Consider the following 18,137-nt stretch of genomic DNA (forward strand, 5'->3'; position numbering starts at 1 on the left):
CCCGACCTTAGGACGGATTGACAAGGCGAGACCGGTTTGTGACAGAAGGAGCACCATATTTCGCAGGAAGGGAAATTTCCGATGGCAAATCTCGCTCTCTCCTCGGGCGCCCAGACGCTCGACACGCTGTTCGGCTCGACGCTCGTCCGCAAGGCGGCCATCGCTTTCGGCGGCAGCCTGTTCCTCGCCGCCATGTCGCAGATCGCGATCGGCTGGCCGGTGCCGACCACGCTGCAGACGCTCGCCGTGATCCTGATCGGCCTGACCTTCGGCCATCGCCTCGCCGCAGCCTCGCTCGGCCTCTACCTGCTCGAAGGCGCGATGGGCCTGCCGGTCTTCGCCCAGTTCAAGTCGCTGATGCCGCTCGGCCCGTCCGCCGGCTATCTCGCCGGCTTCTTCCTGCAGGCCGTGATCATCGGCTGGATGGTCGATCGCGGTTTCGCCCGCGGCTTTATCGGCGCGGCTGTCGCCGTGGTGATCGGTGAAGCGGTGATGTTCGCCTGCGGCGTCGCCTGGCTCTCGACCTTCATGGGCCAGCCCACCCTGATCGAAAACCTCAAGGCTGCATTCGCAGTCGGCGTGGTTCCGTTCATCGCCATCGACCTCGTCAAGGCCGCGCTCGCGGTCCTCATCGCCAAGGGCGTGATCTCCGGCGCTTCGCGCCTGATCCGTGGCTGATCGAGAAGACATTCGCTTGAATGACATGGTGCCCGTGCGTTTGCGCGGGCATCATTTTTTATGCGTGCTGACCTATCGCGGCTATGGCTATACGCCCGCCTTCGTCGCCAATATGAGCCGGGTGGTCGCCGCGATCAAAGCCGGCGCAGCGGTGGAGCTCACAGAAGGTCCGGACGACATCTGCAACGGCTTCACGAGCGCCTGCCGCGAGATCTCCGATCACGACTGTTCGCTGGCGTCGACGATGGAAATGGACCGGACGGCCATAGCTTCGGTCGCGCGCCTGCTGCCCGATATCGCAGACAAGAGCTCCGCCATCGTGCTGACCGCGGAGCGGGTCGAGGCATTGCGCGTCGCCTTCGCATCAGGCGACAACCGTCAGGCCTGCAAGGACTGTTCCTGGGCGGAGTTCTGCACGGCGATCGCCGCCGACGGCTTTTCCGGCACGAAGCTCTGACCCGTTACCCCTTCTTGGCGAAGAAGCCGGCATAGACGGCTGCGGCTTCCTTTGAGCGCAACTGGGCGAGGAAATGCTTCATCTCCTCATCCATGTGATCGCGCAGCGCATCGACGTCGCCCTTCAGCAGCCGGCGCGAGATCGTGAGCGAGTCGCGCGGCTTGGCGGCCAGTCGGGACGCGGCGGCGAGTGCTGCGCCTTCAACCTCGTCTTCCGGCAGAACCTTCCAGATCAGACCGGCTTCGCGGGCCTCCTCCGCGGAGAAGCCCTCCCCATCGCCAGCATCGCGAAAGCGCGCTGGTAGCCCATTATGCACGGGCCGAGCAGCGACGAGCCGGCTTCCGGCACGACGGCGAGATCGGTGAACGGCGTCTTGAACACAGTGCGCGTCGAGGCGAAGGTCAAGTCGCAATGCATATGCATGGTGACGCCGACGCCGATGGCGATGCCGTCGACCGCCGACAGAAGCGGTTTGGTGAAGCGGGCGAGTTCATGCAGGAAAGCGATGACATTCTTGGCTTCGCCTTCGGCGGCGGCGATCTGGATGAAATCGGCGAGATCGTTGCCCGACGAGAAGCAGCCGGGCCCGCCAGAGAGAACGACGGCGCGGATGGCGTCATCGGCGTCCGCTTCGGCCAACGCCAAGGCCATCTGGCCGTACATGTCGCGGGTGATGGCGTTTTTCTTGTCGAGCCTGTTCATGCGGATGACGGTGACGCCGGGATGCGCCTCGGGACGTTCGATCAGGATATTGTCGGTCATGTCAGTCTCCTCAGGCAAGGGCGGCGCGAACGGCGGCGAGGCTTTCGGCGCCGTGCATCACACGATCTTTCAGCGCCGCGGTCTCGGCGATCAGGTTTTCTGCGGCGAAGCGTGCGAGCGCGACGCGCGTCTCACCCTTGCCGTCGTCAACCGGGGTGATGGCGGCTTTGGCGAGATAGACGCCGGTGAGTGTAAGCCCGAACTGGCGCTGATAGGGCGTGGCGCCGGCCAGCGCCTCGGTCATCTTCCCCTCGCCCATGCTGGCAAGCAGCCAGGCGGTAGCTTCGCGGAGATCGGCGAGCGCGGCGTCGAGCTTATCTGCGGTGCGGCCGAAGGCGGGATCGTTGGAGGCGCGGACCAGATCGACCGTCACGGCGAGCTCGTCGATGAAGCCGAGCACATGCGCGCCGCCGGATTGCGGCAGCTTGCGGCCGATGAGATCGATGGCCTGGATGCCGTTGGTGCCTTCATAGATCGGTGTGATGCGCGCATCGCGATAGAGGCGGGCCGCGCCGGTTTCCTCGATGAAGCCCATGCCGCCATGCACCTGCACGCCGAGCGAGGCGACCTCGACGCCGCAATCGGTGGGAAAGCTCTTGGCGATGGGCGTGAGCAGATTGGCCCGCTCCTGCCAGTATCTGCTGTCGTCGCCTTCGGTCACATGCGCCATGTCGATGGCGTGGGCGCAGGCATAGGCGATGGCGCGCGATCCCGCCGTCAGCGCTTTCATGGTTGCGAGCATGCGCTGAATGTCTGGATGTTCGATGATCGGGCTCATGCCCGCGCCGGTCCAGCCGGGGGCGCGGCCCTGCGTGCGCTCTTTCGCATAGGCGGCGGCTTTCTGGGTCGCCGCTTCGCAAATGGCGACGCCCTGCATGCCGACGGCGAGACGGGCGTTGTTCATCATGGTGAACATGCAGGCGAGGCCCTTGTTCTCCTCGCCGATCAGATAGCCGATCGCGCCCTTCTCCTCGCCGAACTTGCCGTCGCCGAAAATCATGGTGCAGGTGGGCGAGCCGTGAATTCCGAGCTTGTGTTCGACGGAATGGCAATAGACGTCGTTGCGGGGGCCGAGCGAACCGTCCTCGTTGACCAGGTATTTCGGCGCCAAGAACAGCGAGATGCCGCGCGAGCCGGCCGGCGCGTCCGGCAGGCGGGCGAGCACGAGATGGACGATATTGTCGGTGAAATCATGCTCGCCGAAGGTGATGTAGATCTTCTGGCCGAAGATGCGGTAGGTCCCGTCTTCGCGGCGCTCGGCGCGCGTGCGCATGACTCCGAGATCGGAGCCGGAATGCGGCTCGGTGAGGTTCATCGAGCCGGTCCACTCGCCGGAAATCATCTTGGGCAGGAATTTCTGCTTCAGCTCTTCCGTTGCATGCGCCTCGATCGCCTCGATCGCGCCGATGGTCAGCGTCGGGCAGAGCGAAAAAGCCAGCGAGCCGCCGTTCCACATTTCCAGCGTCGCGACCAGCAGCATATGCGGCAGCGCCTGGCCGCCATAGGCTTCCGGCGCGGTGAGCGAGTTCCAGCCGGCGGCCGACCAGGCCTTGTAGAGATCGGCCCAGCCGTCGGGCGTCTTGACGGCGCCGTCGATCAGGCGCGACCCCTGCCTGTCGCCGACCTCGCCCAGAGGCGCCACTGCGTCGCTTGCGAATTTTCCGGCCTCTTCGACGATGGCGTCTGCGACATCTGCTGTGAGCTCCGCATAGGCGCCGCGTCCCAGCGCGCTGTCCAGCCCCTGCGCCTTGAGCGCAGCCAGAATATCTCCCACGGGCGCCTTGTACATTCCGCTCCTCCAAGCTGATCGTCCCGCCGCAGCCTAGCGCACGCCGCGGCCCTTCGGAAGCAGGTCTAATTGATTTTTACGTAAACGTCAATTAAGCCTAATTGTGGAATGCGCCCTTCCGCATAGTTCACCGCCGTCGACAAGTTTTCCTGCGCCCGCTAACGCTCTCGGCGTTAACTCCATCGCGGGACGACCATGAAGCTCGAGCGCAGAATATCCGTCATCGCCAGCCTCATCCTCGGCGCCACTTTGGCGATCGGCGGCTGGATCCTCTATTCCGACGGGCGCGCGGCGCTTTCCGACAGCGAGAAGAAGGAGATCGAGGCCACCAGCCTGGTGCTGACCACCGCCATGAGCCAGGCGGAAAATCTGACCGTGAGCCATTCGGAGCTGATCGCCCAGAACCCCGATGTGGTGGCGCTTCTGAAAGCTGGCGACCGGCCGGCGCTGCTCGAAAAGATGAAGCCGGTGCTCGCCAGCCTGAAGCTGGAAGCCGGCGTGGACGTGCTGCATTTTCAGACCGCGGACATCAAGTCCTTCCTGCGCGTCTGGGCGCCGGAGGATTTCGGCCAGGACCTGTCCAAGATCCGCCCGATGGTGCTGGCCGCCAATCGCAGCGGCAAGCCGCAGAAGGGACTGGAGATCGGCCTCAAGGGCCTGAGCCTGCGCGCCGTCTCGGCGGCGATCGATGGCAATCGGGTGATCGGCACGGTGGAAGTCGGCGTCAGCCTGAAAATGCTGATGGAAGCGTCGAAATCCTCCAGCGGCGCGGATTTCGCGATCTTCCTCGATCCGCAATATATTCCCACCGACAAAGGCGGCTTCGGCGACGGCGGCGGGAAGCTGCGGCTCGACGCCTCCACCAACAGCGCGCTCTTCGACGGGCTGCAGCAGGCGGGACTGATCAAGCTGTCGCGCGGACCGGAACTCGCCATCACCAAGCGCGATGCGGCCACCATCGGCGTCATGACCCGGCCGCTGCTCGACTATTCCGGAAAGGTGATCGGCGCGATGATCGTCGCCCGCGATTTTTCGGCGGAAGAAGGCGCGTTCCGCGCCACGCTGGTGACCGTGATCGTGGTGGCGCTGTCCGGCCTGATGATCGCCTTCGGCGTGATCATGGCGACGCTCAGAGCCTTCGTCTTCCGCCCGCTCGAAGAACTGGCCGATGATCTGCAGGGCGGCCGCATCGGCGCGCCCACCACGGCGCTTGCCGCATACCTGAAAATCCGCGATGGCGCAGGCCGGACGCTGCGCAGCGGCGGAGACTCCTGATGATCCGGCTGGGAACGCTTTTTCGCTCCTCCTGTTGCTCACGTGCCTGGCGCCGCACGCCTTTGCCGCCGCGCCGCCGCCATCCCTGCCCGGTCGGGTGCATCTGCCGATCGAAACCCATCTCTCGGTCCGGCTTCTCAACATCACCCGGCTGGAAGAGACCAAGGGTGAGATTTCGGCGCGGGTGGAATATACCCAAGGCTGGAAAGATCCGAACCAGGCCTTCGATCCTTTGGCCGCCGGCGTCTATCGCCATGACTACTTCGGCGAGGAAGCCGAGGCCAAGATCGCCGCGATCTGGACGCCCGACGTCACGATCGCCAACCAGATCGACGAGCCGCGATCGCGCTCGGTGGCGCTGTCGATTTCCGCCGATGGGACGATGTCGCTGATTCGGCAGCTGGACGCGGATTTCCGCATTTCCGTCGATCTCGCCGCTTTTCCCTTCGACCGACAGAACATCGATTTCGTCTTCACCGCCCCGCGCTATTCAGCGAGCGACCTGATCTTCGTGGTCGACGATCGCGACCGCGAGATTTCCGCCATCGCCGACCAGATCTCGATTTCGGACTGGCGTCCGGAGCGGCTGTCCTTCGCGCTGACGCAATTCTATGGCTGGAACGCCAAGCCTTTCGTGCGCGCCACGGTGACTGCGACCGTGAGCCGCGAATGGCCGCGCTATCTGCTGCGCATCTTCATCCCGTTTGCGGCGGTGGTGTCGGTGTCGCTGTTCATTCTCTGGGCGCCGGATAAGGTCAAGGTCGATCACGCCGGCATCACCTATTCGGCGCTTCTGGCGCTGGCGGCGCTGTCCTTCACTTTCGAATCGAGCTTTCCAGGGTCGATGTCGGTGAATTCGCCGATCGCCTTCATGATCTCGCTCGGCTATTTCTATCTGGTGCTGACATTGCTCGTGCATCTCGGTCTACAGCATGCGGAGTTTCCCGCCGCGCGCCGCAACGCCTATCTCATCGAGGAAATCCATCGCAGCGTCCGCTTCACGCTGCCGGCGATCTTCACGCTGATCTGCATCTGCTCGGTCGTGCGCTCGCTGTCATGATTGTGTAGCAAAACTGTCATGTCGGCGACCTAATGCTGTCCGAGCGCATTTTCGGACAGAAGGACGTCGCCAGCATGGAGCTTCCCGTCTCCGCCATTCCCGGTTTCGTCTGGGCGACGCGTTTCGAACCGGAAAGCGGCGCGAGCACACGATTGCCGCCCGAGACCGAGCTCGACACGCTTCTGGCACAAAGCGGATTTCTTTGGCTGCATCTGGGTTTGTCGGATGCGCGGGTGCCGCATCTACTCGAACGCATTCCCGACCTGACTCCGGAAGCGGTGCAGGCGCTGACCAGCCGCGATGCGCATGCGACGCTTTCGGTGTCGCCGGAGATCGTTTGCGGCACGATCATCGATCTGCAGCGCGGCTTCGACGAAATGACCTCCGAAATCGGCTGGCTGCATTTCGCCATCACCGACCGGATGATCGTCACCACACGCCTGCATCCGCTGCGCAGCATCGACCGGGCGCGGCAGGCGCTGGAGAAAAACAGCGCCCGGATTTCGGGCCCGATGGATGTGTTCTCGACACTGGTGATCGAATTCCAGCGCACCGTGATGGCCATGGCGCAGGAGATCAACGAGGAGCTCAACCGGATCGAGGATTTCGTCTATGAAAACGCCGAGAGAGACGAGCGCCACCGGCTTGCCCCCGCCCGGCGCTCGATCGTCAAGCTCTATCGCCATCTGCGCACCGAACTGGCGCTGCTCCGCCGCGCCGCCGCCTCCGACGACGACGAGGCGCCGGAAGGCTTTCAGGAAATCGCCCAGAAATTGACCGAGCGGATCGAGGTGGTGGAGCGCGACGTCTTCTCGCTGCAGGAACGGGCTAGGCTTCTGCATGAAGACATCGATTCCCGGGCGCAGGCCGAGACAAACCGCCACCTCTATATCCTGTCTCTGCTCACAGCCTTCCTGATGCCGCCGACGCTGGTGACGGGCTTTTTCGGCATGAACACCGAGAACCTGCCTTTCGCCCATACCGAAGGGGGCACCTTTTTCGCCGGCGTGCTGATCACGCTGTCGATCGGCGCCGCCTGGATGCTGCTCAAGAAAGCGCGGATCCTGTAACCGTTCAGACCCGGTAGATCTGTCCCGTCTGGGCGCCTTCGACGCTCTTGGAATAGGCGAGCGCGGCGTCGGCGACGGGAACCGGCTTGTAGCCGCGGAAGAACGGGCCGTAGCCTTCCATGGATTCCTCGAAGACGGTCGGGCTGATCGCATTGATGCGGATGCCGCGCGGCAGTTCGATGGCGGCGGCCTTCACGAAGGAATCGATCGCGCCATTGACCATGCTGGCGCTGGAGCCGGCGCGGATCGGATCATGGCCGAGAATGCCGGAAATCAACGTGAAGGAGCCGCCGTCGCGCACATAGGACACGCCTTCGAGCACGAGATTGACCTGGCCCATCAGCTTGTCCTTGATGCCGACCGCCATCAGGTCGGCGGTCATATCCTTGAGCGCGCCGAAATGCACCTTGCCGGCGGCGGAGACCACGGCGTCGACCTCGCCGACCGTCTTGAACATGGCGCGGATGCTGTCGACATCCTTGACGTCGACCTTGACGTCGCCACCCCGCGAGGCGGAAATCACTTCGTGACGCACCGACAATTCGCGCGTCACCGCCGAGCCCAACACGCCGCTCGCGCCGATCACCAAAATCTTCATGCCGGTTTCTCCCTTGGCATTGTCTCATTCGCCCCATGGGTAGCGAAAGCCGGAAGCCGGGGCAAGCTGATCCATTTCAGCACAGACCGGGGCGCTTTGGATCGATCTGCTCGGAAATAATGCGAAACCCGTAAAAGTTTAGCGAGGGCGTCAAAGGTTCACCCATGCTTCTGTGCGATGACGGTTCAATCGGGAGAAAGGGAATTTGGCGATGGTTCAGGCGAGCGCAGGCGTATTGAAAGCATTGGACGGGTCGTTCGTGGCGGGCCGTCCCGAGGACGTGGCGCTCGTGGACGCGCCGATCGATCCCGCCTGGATCGTATCCGGCGCGCCCAAGGCGCGCGCCGGTCTGCATTCGCCGAGCGTCGACGGCCGCGCGGAAACCAAGATCTGGGAATGCAGCGCCGGAAGCTTCTGGTGGACCTTCCATGACGAGGAGACGGTGGTCATTCTCGAGGGCGCGGTGCGGGTGACGACGGAAGACGGCGGGATGCGCATGCTGAAGGCCGGCGACATCGCCTATTTCGCCCAAGGCAGCCGTGCGCTGTGGGAAATCGAGGACTATGTCCGGAAGATCGCTTTCTGCCGCCGCAAATATTCGGCCCATGTGCTGATGCTCCGGACGATGCTCGGAAAGCTGAAGCGCCGCAGCGTACCCTATATCCTGCCTCCGGCCATCGTCGGCTCCATGGCGCTGATGTTGACGCCGGACTTTTTCTAGAGACCGTCGCATTCTCACCACTTGTTAACCTTACTGGCGCACGCTTTGCTTTCAACACAACGGCAAGGCGAGCATGAGATTATTCCGCACGATCACCCTGGCGACAGCCCTTCTGGCAGGCATCCCAGCCGCGCGCGCGGCCGACGACGAGCCCTGGAAGGACCCGCGACAGGCGATCGTGCTCGACGCTTACGAGTTGAATATTCTCGACTGGGAAAAGCTGTTCGCCAACAAGCGCATCGCCGGCTTCATCTCCAAGGCGTCGGACGGGCTGCCGGAAGTCTATGACTGCTCCAAGCCCCACAAGGGCGACACCACCGCGCATTGCAAGACGATGTGGCGCAAATACGCTGTCAGCCGCGAACTCTACCAGACGCGACGGCTTCTCGCGCGCCAGAACGGCCTGCTCTGGGGCGCCTATCATCTGGCGCGACCCGGCAATCCGATCGACCAGGCCAATCATTTTCTCGACTACGCCCGCCCCGAGCCAGGCGACCTGATGGCGCTCGACATCGAAGGCCTCGACGACGAGAAGTTCATGTCTTTGGACGACGCGGAGATCTTCGTCCGCCACATCAAGACGCGGACCGGGCGCTATCCCGTGCTCTATACCAATCACGATACGGCCAAGCTGATCGCGCTGAAGCGCGAGGATTATCCGCTCTTGTCGCGCCTGCCGCTCTGGTATGCGCGCTACAAGCCGGAGATCAAGGGCGTGTTCCCAATGGGTCATTGGGAGAACTATTTCCTCTGGCAATTCTCCTCCATCGCCAATTGCGACGAAAAAGCCTGCCCGATGCGCATCGACGGCGCCGAGGAGGACATCGACGTCAATGCGACCGGCGGCGACCGGGCGACGCTGGCGCGCGCCTGGAGCCGCGGCGATCTACTGCCGGAACGGCCGCCCGTGCTGCAATATCTGGTCAGCGCGCCGGGGGCGCCTCGGCGTCAGCCATATCGGCGGGGCGACATATACCCTCTCGGGACGCGAACAGGCGGCTTCGGAGACGCGGACGGCGCAATATTTTCGTTGAGTTTCACGGCTTTGGGGCAAGCCTCGCGTAATCATGCGCCTCTAGGCTGCGAGCTCAGTAACAGAGCGTAGAGCGAGCGAATGCAAGCGCAGGACCAACAAACAGCCAAGACCGAGATGATTGCGCAACTGCGCTATTTCGAGGAAAAGAAGACGGTGGAGCAGGCTCCCAAGAAGCCTGCAGTCCATTCCGAATTCCTGCGCACCGGCCGCATCGACCGGAACCGCCCCAATTGGGACGGCGTGCAGAAGCGCTATCTGTCCTATGAAGAAGTCGCCGAACGCGCGGGCAAGCAATTAACGGCGGCGGGCGAGCGTACGCATGAGCGGCTGAACGGCTTTCATCGTTCGATCCGCTTTCCCAAACTGGTCTTCCATCGCACGCTCAAGGGCACGCCGCATCTCGGCTATTGTCACGTCACCGCGGCCAAGACCAGTTTCGCGGAATTCAAGGACGTGAAATGGGCCTTCTACATCGCCAATTTTTTCGCCGACATCGAAGCCGAGCACCTAACCTTCGAGAAGATCAACATGCGCGCCGAACGCATGTATTTCGCCGTTGCGGTCGAGAAGGATGAAGAGCAGCAGAAGCTCACCATCGACACCAGCGTGCGCGGCAACGGATTGCTGTTCCGCACGCAGGACCCCAAGGTCGCCTTCAAGAATGTGTTGATGCTGGGCGCCAAGCAGGACCAGCTGCGCCGGATCATCCAGGCGCTTTGACGCCGGCGAACTTGGCAAGCCGTTCCGCCCGCGCTATAGGCGGGGCCTGACGAAAGACGGCTTCATGGCGGATATTATCGACATCGGCACCCAGAGGGACGCGGCGCTCGCCCGCGCCGTCGAAATCCTGTCCGCGCGCGAGCCGGTGGCTATGCCGACCGAGACCGTTTACGGGCTCGCCGCCGATGCGACCAATCCCGACGCGATCGCCCGCATCTATGAAGTCAAGGGCCGGCCGCGGTTCAATCCGCTGATCGCCCATGTCGCCGATCTCACCATGGCCGAGCGGCATGCGCGGTTCGATCCGCTGTCGCGAAAACTCGCGGAAGCCTTCTGGCCCGGGCCTCTGACGCTGGTGCTTCCGCTGACGGCCGAGAGCGACATTCACGATCTCTGCACCGCCGGCCTGCCGACCGTGGGCCTGCGCTGCCCGCGCGGCTTCGCCAGTGAGCTGATCGCCGCCTATGGCAAGCCGCTCGCCGCGCCCTCGGCCAATCGCTCCGGACGGATCAGCCCGACCTCGGCGGCGCATGTGGCGGACGATCTGGGCGACCGTATCCAACTGGTGCTCGACGGAGGCTCGGCCCCGGTCGGCGTCGAAAGCACGATCGTCAAGATAGAAGATGGCGAAGCCAGGCTCCTGCGCCCCGGCGGGCTCGACGCCGCCGAGATCGAGGCCGTGCTCGGCATGACGCTCATTCGCGCCGATCATGGCGCGGCGATCGAGGCGCCGGGCATGCTGGCCTCGCATTATGCGCCCGACGTCGGCGTGAGGCTCGATGTCGACTGCGTCAAGCCCGGCGAGATCCTGATCAATTTCGCCGGCCAGGACATCGCCGGACGCGACATGGCCGTAGAAGAACTGGATCTCAGCCCGCGCGGCGACCTGCGCGAAGCGGCCGCCAATCTCTTCGCGATGATGAAACAGGCGGATGCGCTCGCCCCTGCCGCCATCGTCTTCGCGCCCATTCCGACAGACGGATTGGGCGAGGCGATCAACGACCGGCTTTCCCGGGCGGCGGCGCCGAAAGGCTGATTGAGGCGAAAGCCGAAAGGACAAGGCATGCTCGACCAGACGCTTCTCGACCGTTTCAAGGCCATTGTCGGCGAGGCCTATGCGATCACCGATCAGACGGAGATCGCCCCGCATCTGAAAGAGACACGCGGCCTCTATTTCGGCGCCTCCCCTCTCCTGCTCAAGCCGGGCACGGTCGAGGAGGTCTCGGCGATCATGGCGCTGGCCAGCGAGACCGGCACGGCCATCGTGCCGCAATCGGGCAATACCGGCCATGTCGGCGGCCAGACGCCGCGCGAGGGCGGTTCGGACGTGCTGCTGTCGCTGGCGCGACTCAACCGCATTCGGGAAGTCGATGTCCCCGCCAATACGATGACGGTCGACGCCGGCTGCATTCTCCAGACCATCCAGGAAGAAGCGGAGCGCCACGACCGGCTGTTTCCGCTGTCGCTGGGGTCGCAGGGCTCCTGCCAGATCGGCGGCAATCTCTCCACCAATGCCGGCGGCACGCAGGTTCTCGCCTATGGCAATATGCGCCAGCTTTGCCTCGGGCTCGAAGTGGTGCTGCCGACCGGAGAGATCTGGAACGGGCTGCGCAAGCTGAAGAAAGACAATACCGGCTATGATCTGCGCGACCTGTTCATCGGCGCGGAGGGAACGCTCGGTGTGATCACCGGAGCGGTGCTGAAGCTGTTTCCCCGTCCGCGCGGCCATCAGGTGGCGTTCGCCGGGCTCGACAGCGCCGAAGCGGCGCTTCGACTGTTCGAACGCGCTTCCGCCGTATGCGGCTCCTCGCTCACGGGTTTCGAGCTGATGGCGCGGATCGGCGTCGAATTCACCGTCAGGCATATCCCGGGCGTTCGCGAGCCGCTGGATGTGGCCTATCCCTGGTATGCGCTGATCGACATTTCGACCTCCGACAGCACTGAGGCCGCCCAGGCCATGATGCAGAATCTGATGGAAGAGGCTTTCGAGGCCGGCCTCATCAGGGATGCGACGATCGCCGCCTCGACCCAGCAGGCGCGCGATTTCTGGCGGCTGCGCGAAAGCATGTCCAACGCCCAGAAGCCGGAAGGCGGCTCGATCAAGCATGACGTCTCGGTGCCGGTGTCGGCGATACCCGCTTTCATGGCGAAGGCGGAACAGGCGGTGATGGCGGCGATCCCCGGCGCGCGGATCTGCGCTTTCGGCCATCTGGGCGACGGCAATATCCATTATAACATCTCCCAGCCGGTGGGCGCCGACAAGCAGGCCTTCATTGACCGCTGGCGGGAAATAAACGCCATCGTGCATGCGCTGGTGCTGGATTTCGGCGGCTCGATCTCCGCCGAGCACGGGATCGGACAATTGAAGCGCGACGAGCTGGCCGAGATCCGCCCGGACATCGAAATCGACCTGATGCGGCGGATCAAGACAGCGTTCGACCCGGCGCTGATCATGAATCCCGACAAGGTGATCCGCACGCCATGACCGGCCGTATCCGCACCAATCTGCGCTTCACCTTCCCCGGCGGGGCGCCGCTCAGCCACGGCAAGGCGCAACTGATGGAACTGATCCGCGAAACCGGCTCGATCCGTCAAGCGGCGCAGCGCATGGATATGTCCTATCGGCGCGGCTGGCTGCTCGCGGATGAGCTCAACCATCTTTTCATCGAGCCTGTCATCGCCACCAAGCATGGCGGTAAATCGGGCGGCGGCGCGTCGCTCACGACCTTCGGGCAAGAGCTGTTGACGCGCTTTCGGGCGATTGAAGCCCGCACCGCCGCGGCGTTGCGCGACGATCTCGCCTGGATGGAAGAGAATATGCGCAATGAGGATGCAGCGTGCGGCGCTTCGGATCGCGACGAGCCGGATCAGGAGTCCCGATAGACGCCCGCAGCCTCGCCCGTCACCGCCTTGAAGACTGCGTGGATCACCTCGCCCGGCGCGAGCTCCAGCCGCTCGGCGGAGAGAAGCGTGACGCGCGCCAGAAGCGTCTGCCCATGACAATCCAGCGTGACGAGAACCTGCCGTCCCTCCGCCGCGATGGTTTTGATCGTGCAAGGAAGAATGTTGAGCGCACTCAACCCTACCGGCCGCGATTGCGACAGCACGACGTCCGTGGCGGGAATGCGAAGCCTGAGCATCGCGCCGATCGGCGCCGCCACCGCCTGAATGGTGATCAGATGCGCGCCGATTTCGGCGATGCTGACGCCGTAATAGGGATCGTGGCCGACCAGGCGCGCCTCGATCACCGCCTGCGGCGCGAGCGGCTCCGTCAGCCCACCGACGCCCGCCAGCACATCGGCCGGCGCGCCGACCGCCTTCACCCGTCCTTCGTCGAGCAGCACGATGCGGCTGGCGAGCCGCGCCACTTCCTCGACTGAATGGCTGACATAAACGATCGGGATGCCGAACTCGTCGCGGATGCGCTCGATATAGGGCAGGATTTCCGCCTTGCGCGCCCGGTCGAGCGCCGACAGCGGCTCGTCCATCAGGATCAGTTGCGGGTTGGAGAGAAGAGCGCGCCCTATGGCGATGCGTTGTTTCTCGCCGCCCGAAAGCGTGGCGGGCCGCTGCGTCAACAATTTCGACACGCCCAGGAGATCGACGACGTCGTCCTCCCGGATGCCGCTCGCGCCGCGCGAGAAGAAGCGTCCGTAGAGCAGGTTTTGCCGGGCGGTGAGATGGGGAAAGAGCAGGCTTTCCTGGAAGACATAACCGATGCGGCGGCGATGTGGCGGCGTGAAAAGGCTGTGTTTCGCGTCGCTCCAGACGGCGCCGTCGAAGCGGATCACGCCTTCATCCGGACGCGTCAGCCCGGCGAGCATGCGCACCAGCGTCGTCTTGCCCGAGCCCGATGCGCCGAACAGCGCCGTCAGTCCGCCATCCACGGTGAAGCGGGCGGCGAGATCGAAATCGCCTTGGCGGTGTCGGATATCGACCTCGATCATGACCGCGCTCCGAGCCGCGCCGCGACGTAACGCGAGATGAAGCCGGAGAGAAAGATGGCGAGCATGGACAGCGCGATGGAAAGAAGCGTCAGGCGAAAGGCCTGTGGTTCGCCATCCGGATCCTGGAGCGCGGTATGGATGGCGGAAGCCAGCGTCTGGGTTTCGCCGGGGATAGCGGAGACGAAGGTGATGGTGGCGCCGAATTCCCCCAGGGAGCGGGCGAAGGCGATCACGACGCCGGCGATGACGCCCGGCAGACAGAGCGGCAAGGTCACGGTCAGGAACACCCAGAGGGGCGAGGCGCCGAGTGTGCGAGCCGCCGCCTGCTCCAGGCGTTGGTCGATGGCTTCCATGGAAATGCGGATCGCTTGCACCAGAAGCGGAAAGCCCATGACGGCGGCCGCGAGCGCCGCGCCCGTCCAGCGGAAGGAGAGTACGACGCCGAGACTCTCCAGCGCGCCGCCGAGCGCGCCCTTACGCCCGAAGGCGATGAGCAGCAGATAGCCGGTGACCACCGGCGGCAACACCAAAGGCAGCGACACCAGACCCGAAAGCAGCGTCTTGCCCCAGAAATCCCGACGCGACAGCAGATAAGCGACGGCGATACCGAAGGGAAGACTGAGCGTGACAGCCAAGGCCGCCACTTTCAGGCTCAATATGATTGCAACCCATTCTTCATCCGAAAACGTCATGCCTCGATCATGACCCGGCGAGAACAGTAAATCCAGCCTGCTTGAAGATAGCCTGCGCTTCCGCGCCGTTCAGGAAGGACAAGAATTCCTGCGCCGACGCATTGGTCGAGGCGGCGACGGGCGCAATCGGGTAAATGATCGGAGCGTGGCTTTCCTCGGGGAAGACGCCGATCACCCTGACGCCCGCTTCCGCCTTGGCGTCAGTCTCATAGACGATGCCGAGCGGCGCCTCGCCGCGAGCGACCAGTTGCAGCGCGGCGCGGACATTGTCGGCGGCTGCGACTTTCGGCTCGACGGTTTTCCACACACCGTAATGTTCGAGCGCCTCGCGACCATATTTGCCGGCCGGCACGCTCTTCGGCTCGCCCATGGCGATGCGACCGTCGCCGAGCGCCTCGGCCAACGGGAAATCCTGACCGATGGTCAGCGGCTTGAGAAATCCGGCGCGCCGACCAGGACAAGTCGGTTGCCGAGCAGCTTGACCACCTGCTCCTTCTTCACGAGGCCCTTGTCGACCAGATAGGTCATCCATTTGAGATCGGCTGACAGGAAGACATCGGCCGGCGCGCCGGCCTCGACCTGCTTGGCGAGCGCCGAACTCGCTGCGAAGGAAATTGCGACGTCGACGCCGGTCTTGCCCTCATAGAGACTTGCGGCCTTGTCGAGCGAGCCTTTGAGACTGGCGGCGGCGAAGACCGTCAGGCTCTTCGCTTGCTGGGCCATCGCTGAACCGCCGCAGGCTAAAACTGTCATCACCGCGACAACGACACTGAACAAACCCCGACGCAACATCCCATTCGCCTCCCATTCGTGATATCCAAATGGATATATCGGTGATCATGGCGACGCAATCGGAATCTTTTCGACAGACGCCGCGGGACAGTGAAATCAGCTGTTCTTGAGCTGTGCGATGGACAGAAGCGTATCGGCGCTGATCGACGACGCGGATCTGCTGAAGAGGCTCACCAGCGGATCGCTGCCGGTGTCGTTCTGAAGGTCATACATGGCCGCAAAGCGGGTGATGAATTTCTGGAGCTCTTCAGGATCCTGAAGTTCTTCGAAATCCATGTATTTCTCGACGAGCGCGCTCTGTTTGTCGATGTCCATCGACGACATTTCCGCCGGCCGGCAGCTGGTAAGCGGTGCGGAAGACTTCGAGCAGGGCCTTGTCGCCGAGAATGTCGAAGGCGGTGTTGACGCTCGGGAACATGCGTTGGAAATACAGCGCGAGCTGGCGCCGACGCTGCCTGCCCCCGTCTCGTCTTCCAGGCTCTCCTGGAGATAGAGATATTCCGTGGTCAAGCGGCCATGTTCGTCCTGGACGCCCGGCTCCTTCGGGGCTACGCCGCCCTCTTCGGTGAAATTATACATTGAGGCCATCTCCGCGAAACGGTGATCGGCCTGCTGGTTGGCGAAACTGTCGGGATCCGACAGATCCGACGTCATGACCTGCTTGAGAAAGTCCGCACTGACGTCCTTGGGATCGAGCCCGAAGGATTCGAGCATGATCCCGGTCAGGCGGCTGTCCTTGAGGAACTGGTCGCGGCTGGTGATCGACTGCATCGTCTTGGTGTAATAACTGGCTTCCTCGGTGGCTTTCTCTTTCTCGTCCTCATTGCCGAACCGAGTCTTGCGGACGACATAATCCTTGGCGACCTGCTGGAGATTGGCCTGCGACTGCGCCAGGCTCGGCGCGTCCATGTTGCCGTCCTCATCGAAGTTGAAGGCTCCGGCCAACGCTTCGAAACGCTTGTCCTTGTTGGCGGCGGCGAAGCTCGCGGGGTCCGAAAGCTCGCTGGTCAGCGCTTTCTCGATATCCTTCTTGCGCGTTGCGCCATCGAAACCGAAGGCGGCGAGCACGAAATTATAGAGTTTGGCGGTGCCTTCGAGGTCGTCGATGCTTTCCACCGTGCTGATCGTCCGGCGGTAATAGCTGTACAGATCATCGTCGGTCTGCTGCTGCCGGTCGTCGTAGCCGATGAGATAGCCCGCCGACGTCTCTGCACGCTGGGTCGTGGTCTGCGCGCCGCCCGTCCCCTTGATCGTTCCATCCGTATTGAAATTGAAAGCCGCGGCGACCTTTTCATATTTCGCTCCGCCCATGGTGCTGGCGTAATTGGCGGGGTCGGACAGGTCCGATGTCAGAATGTTCTTGAGCGTGCTGCGCAGGGTCACATCCTGAAGGCCATAGGCATTGCGGACGTAATCGAACATGCGGCTGTCGTTGACGAGTTCGTCGACCGAGGTGATCGTCCCGATCTTGGCCTCGTAATAATCCTTGTTGAGCGCGGCCAGGGCCGGGGTCGTGCGGCCCGGCACGGTGCTCGTATAGGCGAACATGGTCTCGGCGGTCTGGTCGGTGGTCTGCGCCGCATCGCCGCCGTCGAGCGCGCCCGCCGCGTTGAAATTGAAGGCGCGCGCCATCGCCTGGTAATTCCGACGATCGGGGGTGGTCAGCTGATTGACGAAACTCGCGGGATCGTCGACGTCGCTGGTCAGAACCTTGGTGAGGAAGTCCTTGCTCCAATAAGGAGAATCCACTCCGTAAGCCTTGAGCGCGTAGTCGCGGAGGCGAGAATTGTCGAGCAGGTCATCGACCGTCTTTACGGTGGATATCGTCGCCTTGTAATAGGCGTTGGCGGAGGCGGTCTCTTCGTTAGTCTTGTCGATCTCGTCCTGATAGGCGCCGATGACCCCGTCGATCTGGGTACTGGTCTGGACGATCGCCGTATCGGTCGTCGAGAATTTGAACGCGGCGGCGAAGTCGCGGTATTTCTGATCGGCCAATTTGTTGGCGAAGGAATTGTCGTCGGTGAGATCGCTGTCGAGCACTTTCTTCATGAAGGCGGTCGCATAGGTCATGTCTTCCAGACCATAGGCCTTCATGGCGTAGGAATAGAGGCGATAGTCGTCGACGAACTCGTCGACGGTTTTCACCTTGCCGATATTCTCTTGGTAATATTGCGCTTCGCGGGCGGTCGCGGCGTCGTTCTTCACCCGGTCGAGACTGGCCTTGTAGTTCCGGTTGACGGTTTCATAGGTGAGGAAAGTGGAGACCATGGAGAGCCCTTCGCGCGCGCCTTCCGATTGTCTCACAGAGTTCTTATCCGAAACTTACCGGCGGCGCCAGGTCCCTCCGGGACACTGTCGGATCTTGTCGGGGATGCTTGACGACCGGTGGACAGATCTCGAACAATTGCAGCCCGAGAGTAAACCCGAATGAAACCAATTCAGGTGGGCAATTGCTAACCATTTGTCGGAACAAAGGTTTTTAACCAGAGTTTTTAAGTCGGCTCATACGGACGCCGCCTATCCTGACCCCATCAAAGAGG

General features: G+C 63.1%; 16 protein-coding genes and 3 pseudogenes. 11 read left to right on the forward strand and 8 right to left on the reverse strand.

Translation table 11 applies throughout. The annotated features are described in order from the left end of the window. Window positions 1–81 precede the first annotated feature (81 nt). Window positions 82–678, forward strand: coding sequence for a biotin transporter BioY (locus H2O14_RS07710; RefSeq protein ID WP_182827183.1), 597 nt, complete (start codon window positions 82–84; stop codon window positions 676–678). A gap of 25 nt (window positions 679–703) precedes the next feature. After that, entirely contained in the window at window positions 704–1,135 is a 432-nt protein-coding gene (locus H2O14_RS07715; protein WP_246697552.1) for a DUF1284 domain-containing protein, read from the forward strand. Between the two features lie 4 nt (window positions 1,136–1,139). On the opposite strand, the pseudogene H2O14_RS07720 reads toward H2O14_RS07715, so the two are convergent. Together H2O14_RS07720 and H2O14_RS07725 are read right to left on the reverse strand one after the other, a co-directional pair. Next, a pseudogene (locus H2O14_RS07720) lies at window positions 1,140–1,897 on the reverse strand (crotonase/enoyl-CoA hydratase family protein). A 10-nt stretch (window positions 1,898–1,907) separates the two neighbouring features. Continuing rightward, window positions 1,908–3,686, reverse strand: coding sequence for an acyl-CoA dehydrogenase (locus H2O14_RS07725; RefSeq protein ID WP_182827185.1), 1,779 nt, complete (start codon window positions 3,684–3,686; stop codon window positions 1,908–1,910). A 195-nt stretch (window positions 3,687–3,881) separates the two neighbouring features. Between H2O14_RS07725 and H2O14_RS07730 the strand changes: the two genes are divergently transcribed. The 3 genes from H2O14_RS07730 to H2O14_RS07740 all read left to right on the forward strand — a co-directional run bounded on the left by H2O14_RS07730 (window position 3,882) and on the right by H2O14_RS07740 (window position 7,091). Further along, window positions 3,882–4,961: a cache domain-containing protein gene (locus tag H2O14_RS07730; RefSeq protein WP_182827186.1), complete on the forward strand. Its 1,080-nt coding sequence runs from the start codon at window positions 3,882–3,884 to the stop codon at window positions 4,959–4,961. Next, window positions 4,921–6,021: a neurotransmitter-gated ion-channel ligand-binding protein gene (locus H2O14_RS07735; RefSeq protein WP_182827187.1), complete on the forward strand. Its 1,101-nt coding sequence runs from the start codon at window positions 4,921–4,923 to the stop codon at window positions 6,019–6,021. Before H2O14_RS07730 ends, H2O14_RS07735 begins: the two co-directional genes overlap by 41 nt. A 74-nt stretch (window positions 6,022–6,095) precedes the next feature. Next, entirely contained in the window at window positions 6,096–7,091 is a 996-nt protein-coding gene (locus H2O14_RS07740) for a transporter (RefSeq protein WP_182829303.1), read from the forward strand. 4 nt (window positions 7,092–7,095) lie between these two features. Here H2O14_RS07740 and H2O14_RS07745 read toward each other — a convergent pair whose 3' ends face one another. After that, the gene (locus H2O14_RS07745) at window positions 7,096–7,689 is read right to left on the reverse strand and encodes a short chain dehydrogenase (RefSeq protein WP_182827188.1); all 594 of its coding nucleotides are present in this window, start codon (window positions 7,687–7,689) and stop codon (window positions 7,096–7,098) included. Between the two features lie 211 nt (window positions 7,690–7,900). On the opposite strand from H2O14_RS07745, the gene H2O14_RS07750 reads away from it, so the two are divergent. From H2O14_RS07750 to H2O14_RS07775, 6 genes are all read left to right on the forward strand, one after another. Continuing rightward, window positions 7,901–8,410, forward strand: a complete 510-nt coding sequence (locus tag H2O14_RS07750; protein WP_246697553.1) for a cupin domain-containing protein — start codon at window positions 7,901–7,903, stop codon at window positions 8,408–8,410. A 73-nt stretch (window positions 8,411–8,483) separates the two neighbouring features. Next, a complete protein-coding gene (locus H2O14_RS07755) occupies window positions 8,484–9,515 on the forward strand; it encodes a glycoside hydrolase family 25 protein (RefSeq protein WP_182827190.1) in 1,032 nt (343 codons plus the stop codon). A 48-nt stretch (window positions 9,516–9,563) separates the two neighbouring features. After that, on the forward strand, window positions 9,564–10,166 hold the full coding sequence (locus H2O14_RS07760) for a DUF6656 family protein (RefSeq protein WP_182829304.1): 603 nt from the start codon (window positions 9,564–9,566) through the stop codon (window positions 10,164–10,166). A 64-nt stretch (window positions 10,167–10,230) separates the two neighbouring features. Further along, window positions 10,231–11,202, forward strand: a complete 972-nt coding sequence (locus tag H2O14_RS07765; protein ID WP_182827191.1) for an L-threonylcarbamoyladenylate synthase — start codon at window positions 10,231–10,233, stop codon at window positions 11,200–11,202. A gap of 27 nt (window positions 11,203–11,229) precedes the next feature. Further along, window positions 11,230–12,651: an FAD-binding oxidoreductase gene (locus H2O14_RS07770; protein WP_182827192.1), complete on the forward strand. Its 1,422-nt coding sequence runs from the start codon at window positions 11,230–11,232 to the stop codon at window positions 12,649–12,651. Continuing rightward, complete coding sequence (locus tag H2O14_RS07775) at window positions 12,648–13,049, forward strand: winged helix-turn-helix domain-containing protein (RefSeq protein WP_182827193.1); 402 nt, start codon at window positions 12,648–12,650, stop codon at window positions 13,047–13,049. Before H2O14_RS07770 ends, H2O14_RS07775 begins: the two co-directional genes overlap by 4 nt. Here the strand turns inward: H2O14_RS07775 and modC are convergent. The 5 genes and pseudogenes from modC to H2O14_RS07795 all read right to left on the reverse strand — a co-directional run bounded on the left by modC (window position 13,034) and on the right by H2O14_RS07795 (window position 17,865). After that, on the reverse strand, window positions 13,034–14,113 hold the full coding sequence (gene modC / locus H2O14_RS07780; RefSeq protein WP_182827194.1) for a molybdenum ABC transporter ATP-binding protein: 1,080 nt from the start codon (window positions 14,111–14,113) through the stop codon (window positions 13,034–13,036). The two genes, H2O14_RS07775 and modC, sit on opposite strands and share 16 nt — an antisense overlap. Further along, the gene (modB, locus tag H2O14_RS07785) at window positions 14,110–14,805 is read right to left on the reverse strand and encodes a molybdate ABC transporter permease subunit (protein ID WP_182827195.1); all 696 of its coding nucleotides are present in this window, start codon (window positions 14,803–14,805) and stop codon (window positions 14,110–14,112) included. Before modB ends, modC begins: the two co-directional genes overlap by 4 nt. Before the next feature lie 7 nt (window positions 14,806–14,812). Beyond that, window positions 14,813–15,597 (reverse strand): annotated as a pseudogene (modA, locus tag H2O14_RS07790) (molybdate ABC transporter substrate-binding protein). A gap of 96 nt (window positions 15,598–15,693) precedes the next feature. Further along, window positions 15,694–15,921, reverse strand: coding sequence for a hypothetical protein (locus H2O14_RS29350; RefSeq protein ID WP_409526909.1), 228 nt, complete (start codon window positions 15,919–15,921; stop codon window positions 15,694–15,696). Next, a pseudogene (locus H2O14_RS07795) lies at window positions 15,845–17,865 on the reverse strand (DUF1217 domain-containing protein). Before H2O14_RS07795 ends, H2O14_RS29350 begins: the two are co-directional and overlap by 77 nt. Window positions 17,866–18,137 lie beyond the last annotated feature (272 nt).

This window comes from Rhizobium sp. G21 (assembly GCF_014158035.1).
GTDB lineage: Bacteria > Pseudomonadota > Alphaproteobacteria > Rhizobiales > Rhizobiaceae > Rhizobium_E.

What these genes read in the sequence shown, in the direction of transcription:
- H2O14_RS07765 (WP_182827191.1), top strand. Translation starts at nt 10,231, where the DNA reads ATGGCGGATATTATCGACATCGGCACCCAGAGGGACGCGGCGCTCGCC.
- H2O14_RS07735 (WP_182827187.1), top strand. Translation starts at nt 4,921, where the DNA reads ATGGCGCAGGCCGGACGCTGCGCAGCGGCGGAGACTCCTGATGATCCG.
- H2O14_RS29350 (WP_409526909.1), bottom strand. Translation starts at nt 15,921, where the DNA reads ATGTCGTCGATGGACATCGACAAACAGAGCGCGCTCGTCGAGAAATAC.
- H2O14_RS07715 (WP_246697552.1), top strand. Translation starts at nt 704, where the DNA reads ATGGTGCCCGTGCGTTTGCGCGGGCATCATTTTTTATGCGTGCTGACC.
- H2O14_RS07750 (WP_246697553.1), top strand. Translation starts at nt 7,901, where the DNA reads ATGGTTCAGGCGAGCGCAGGCGTATTGAAAGCATTGGACGGGTCGTTC.
- H2O14_RS07745 (WP_182827188.1), bottom strand. Translation starts at nt 7,689, where the DNA reads ATGAAGATTTTGGTGATCGGCGCGAGCGGCGTGTTGGGCTCGGCGGTG.
- modB (WP_182827195.1), bottom strand. Translation starts at nt 14,805, where the DNA reads ATGACGTTTTCGGATGAAGAATGGGTTGCAATCATATTGAGCCTGAAA.
- H2O14_RS07730 (WP_182827186.1), top strand. Translation starts at nt 3,882, where the DNA reads ATGAAGCTCGAGCGCAGAATATCCGTCATCGCCAGCCTCATCCTCGGC.
- H2O14_RS07710 (WP_182827183.1), top strand. Translation starts at nt 82, where the DNA reads ATGGCAAATCTCGCTCTCTCCTCGGGCGCCCAGACGCTCGACACGCTG.
- H2O14_RS07740 (WP_182829303.1), top strand. Translation starts at nt 6,096, where the DNA reads ATGGAGCTTCCCGTCTCCGCCATTCCCGGTTTCGTCTGGGCGACGCGT.
- H2O14_RS07755 (WP_182827190.1), top strand. Translation starts at nt 8,484, where the DNA reads ATGAGATTATTCCGCACGATCACCCTGGCGACAGCCCTTCTGGCAGGC.
- H2O14_RS07775 (WP_182827193.1), top strand. Translation starts at nt 12,648, where the DNA reads ATGACCGGCCGTATCCGCACCAATCTGCGCTTCACCTTCCCCGGCGGG.
- H2O14_RS07725 (WP_182827185.1), bottom strand. Translation starts at nt 3,686, where the DNA reads ATGTACAAGGCGCCCGTGGGAGATATTCTGGCTGCGCTCAAGGCGCAG.
- modC (WP_182827194.1), bottom strand. Translation starts at nt 14,113, where the DNA reads ATGATCGAGGTCGATATCCGACACCGCCAAGGCGATTTCGATCTCGCC.
- H2O14_RS07770 (WP_182827192.1), top strand. Translation starts at nt 11,230, where the DNA reads ATGCTCGACCAGACGCTTCTCGACCGTTTCAAGGCCATTGTCGGCGAG.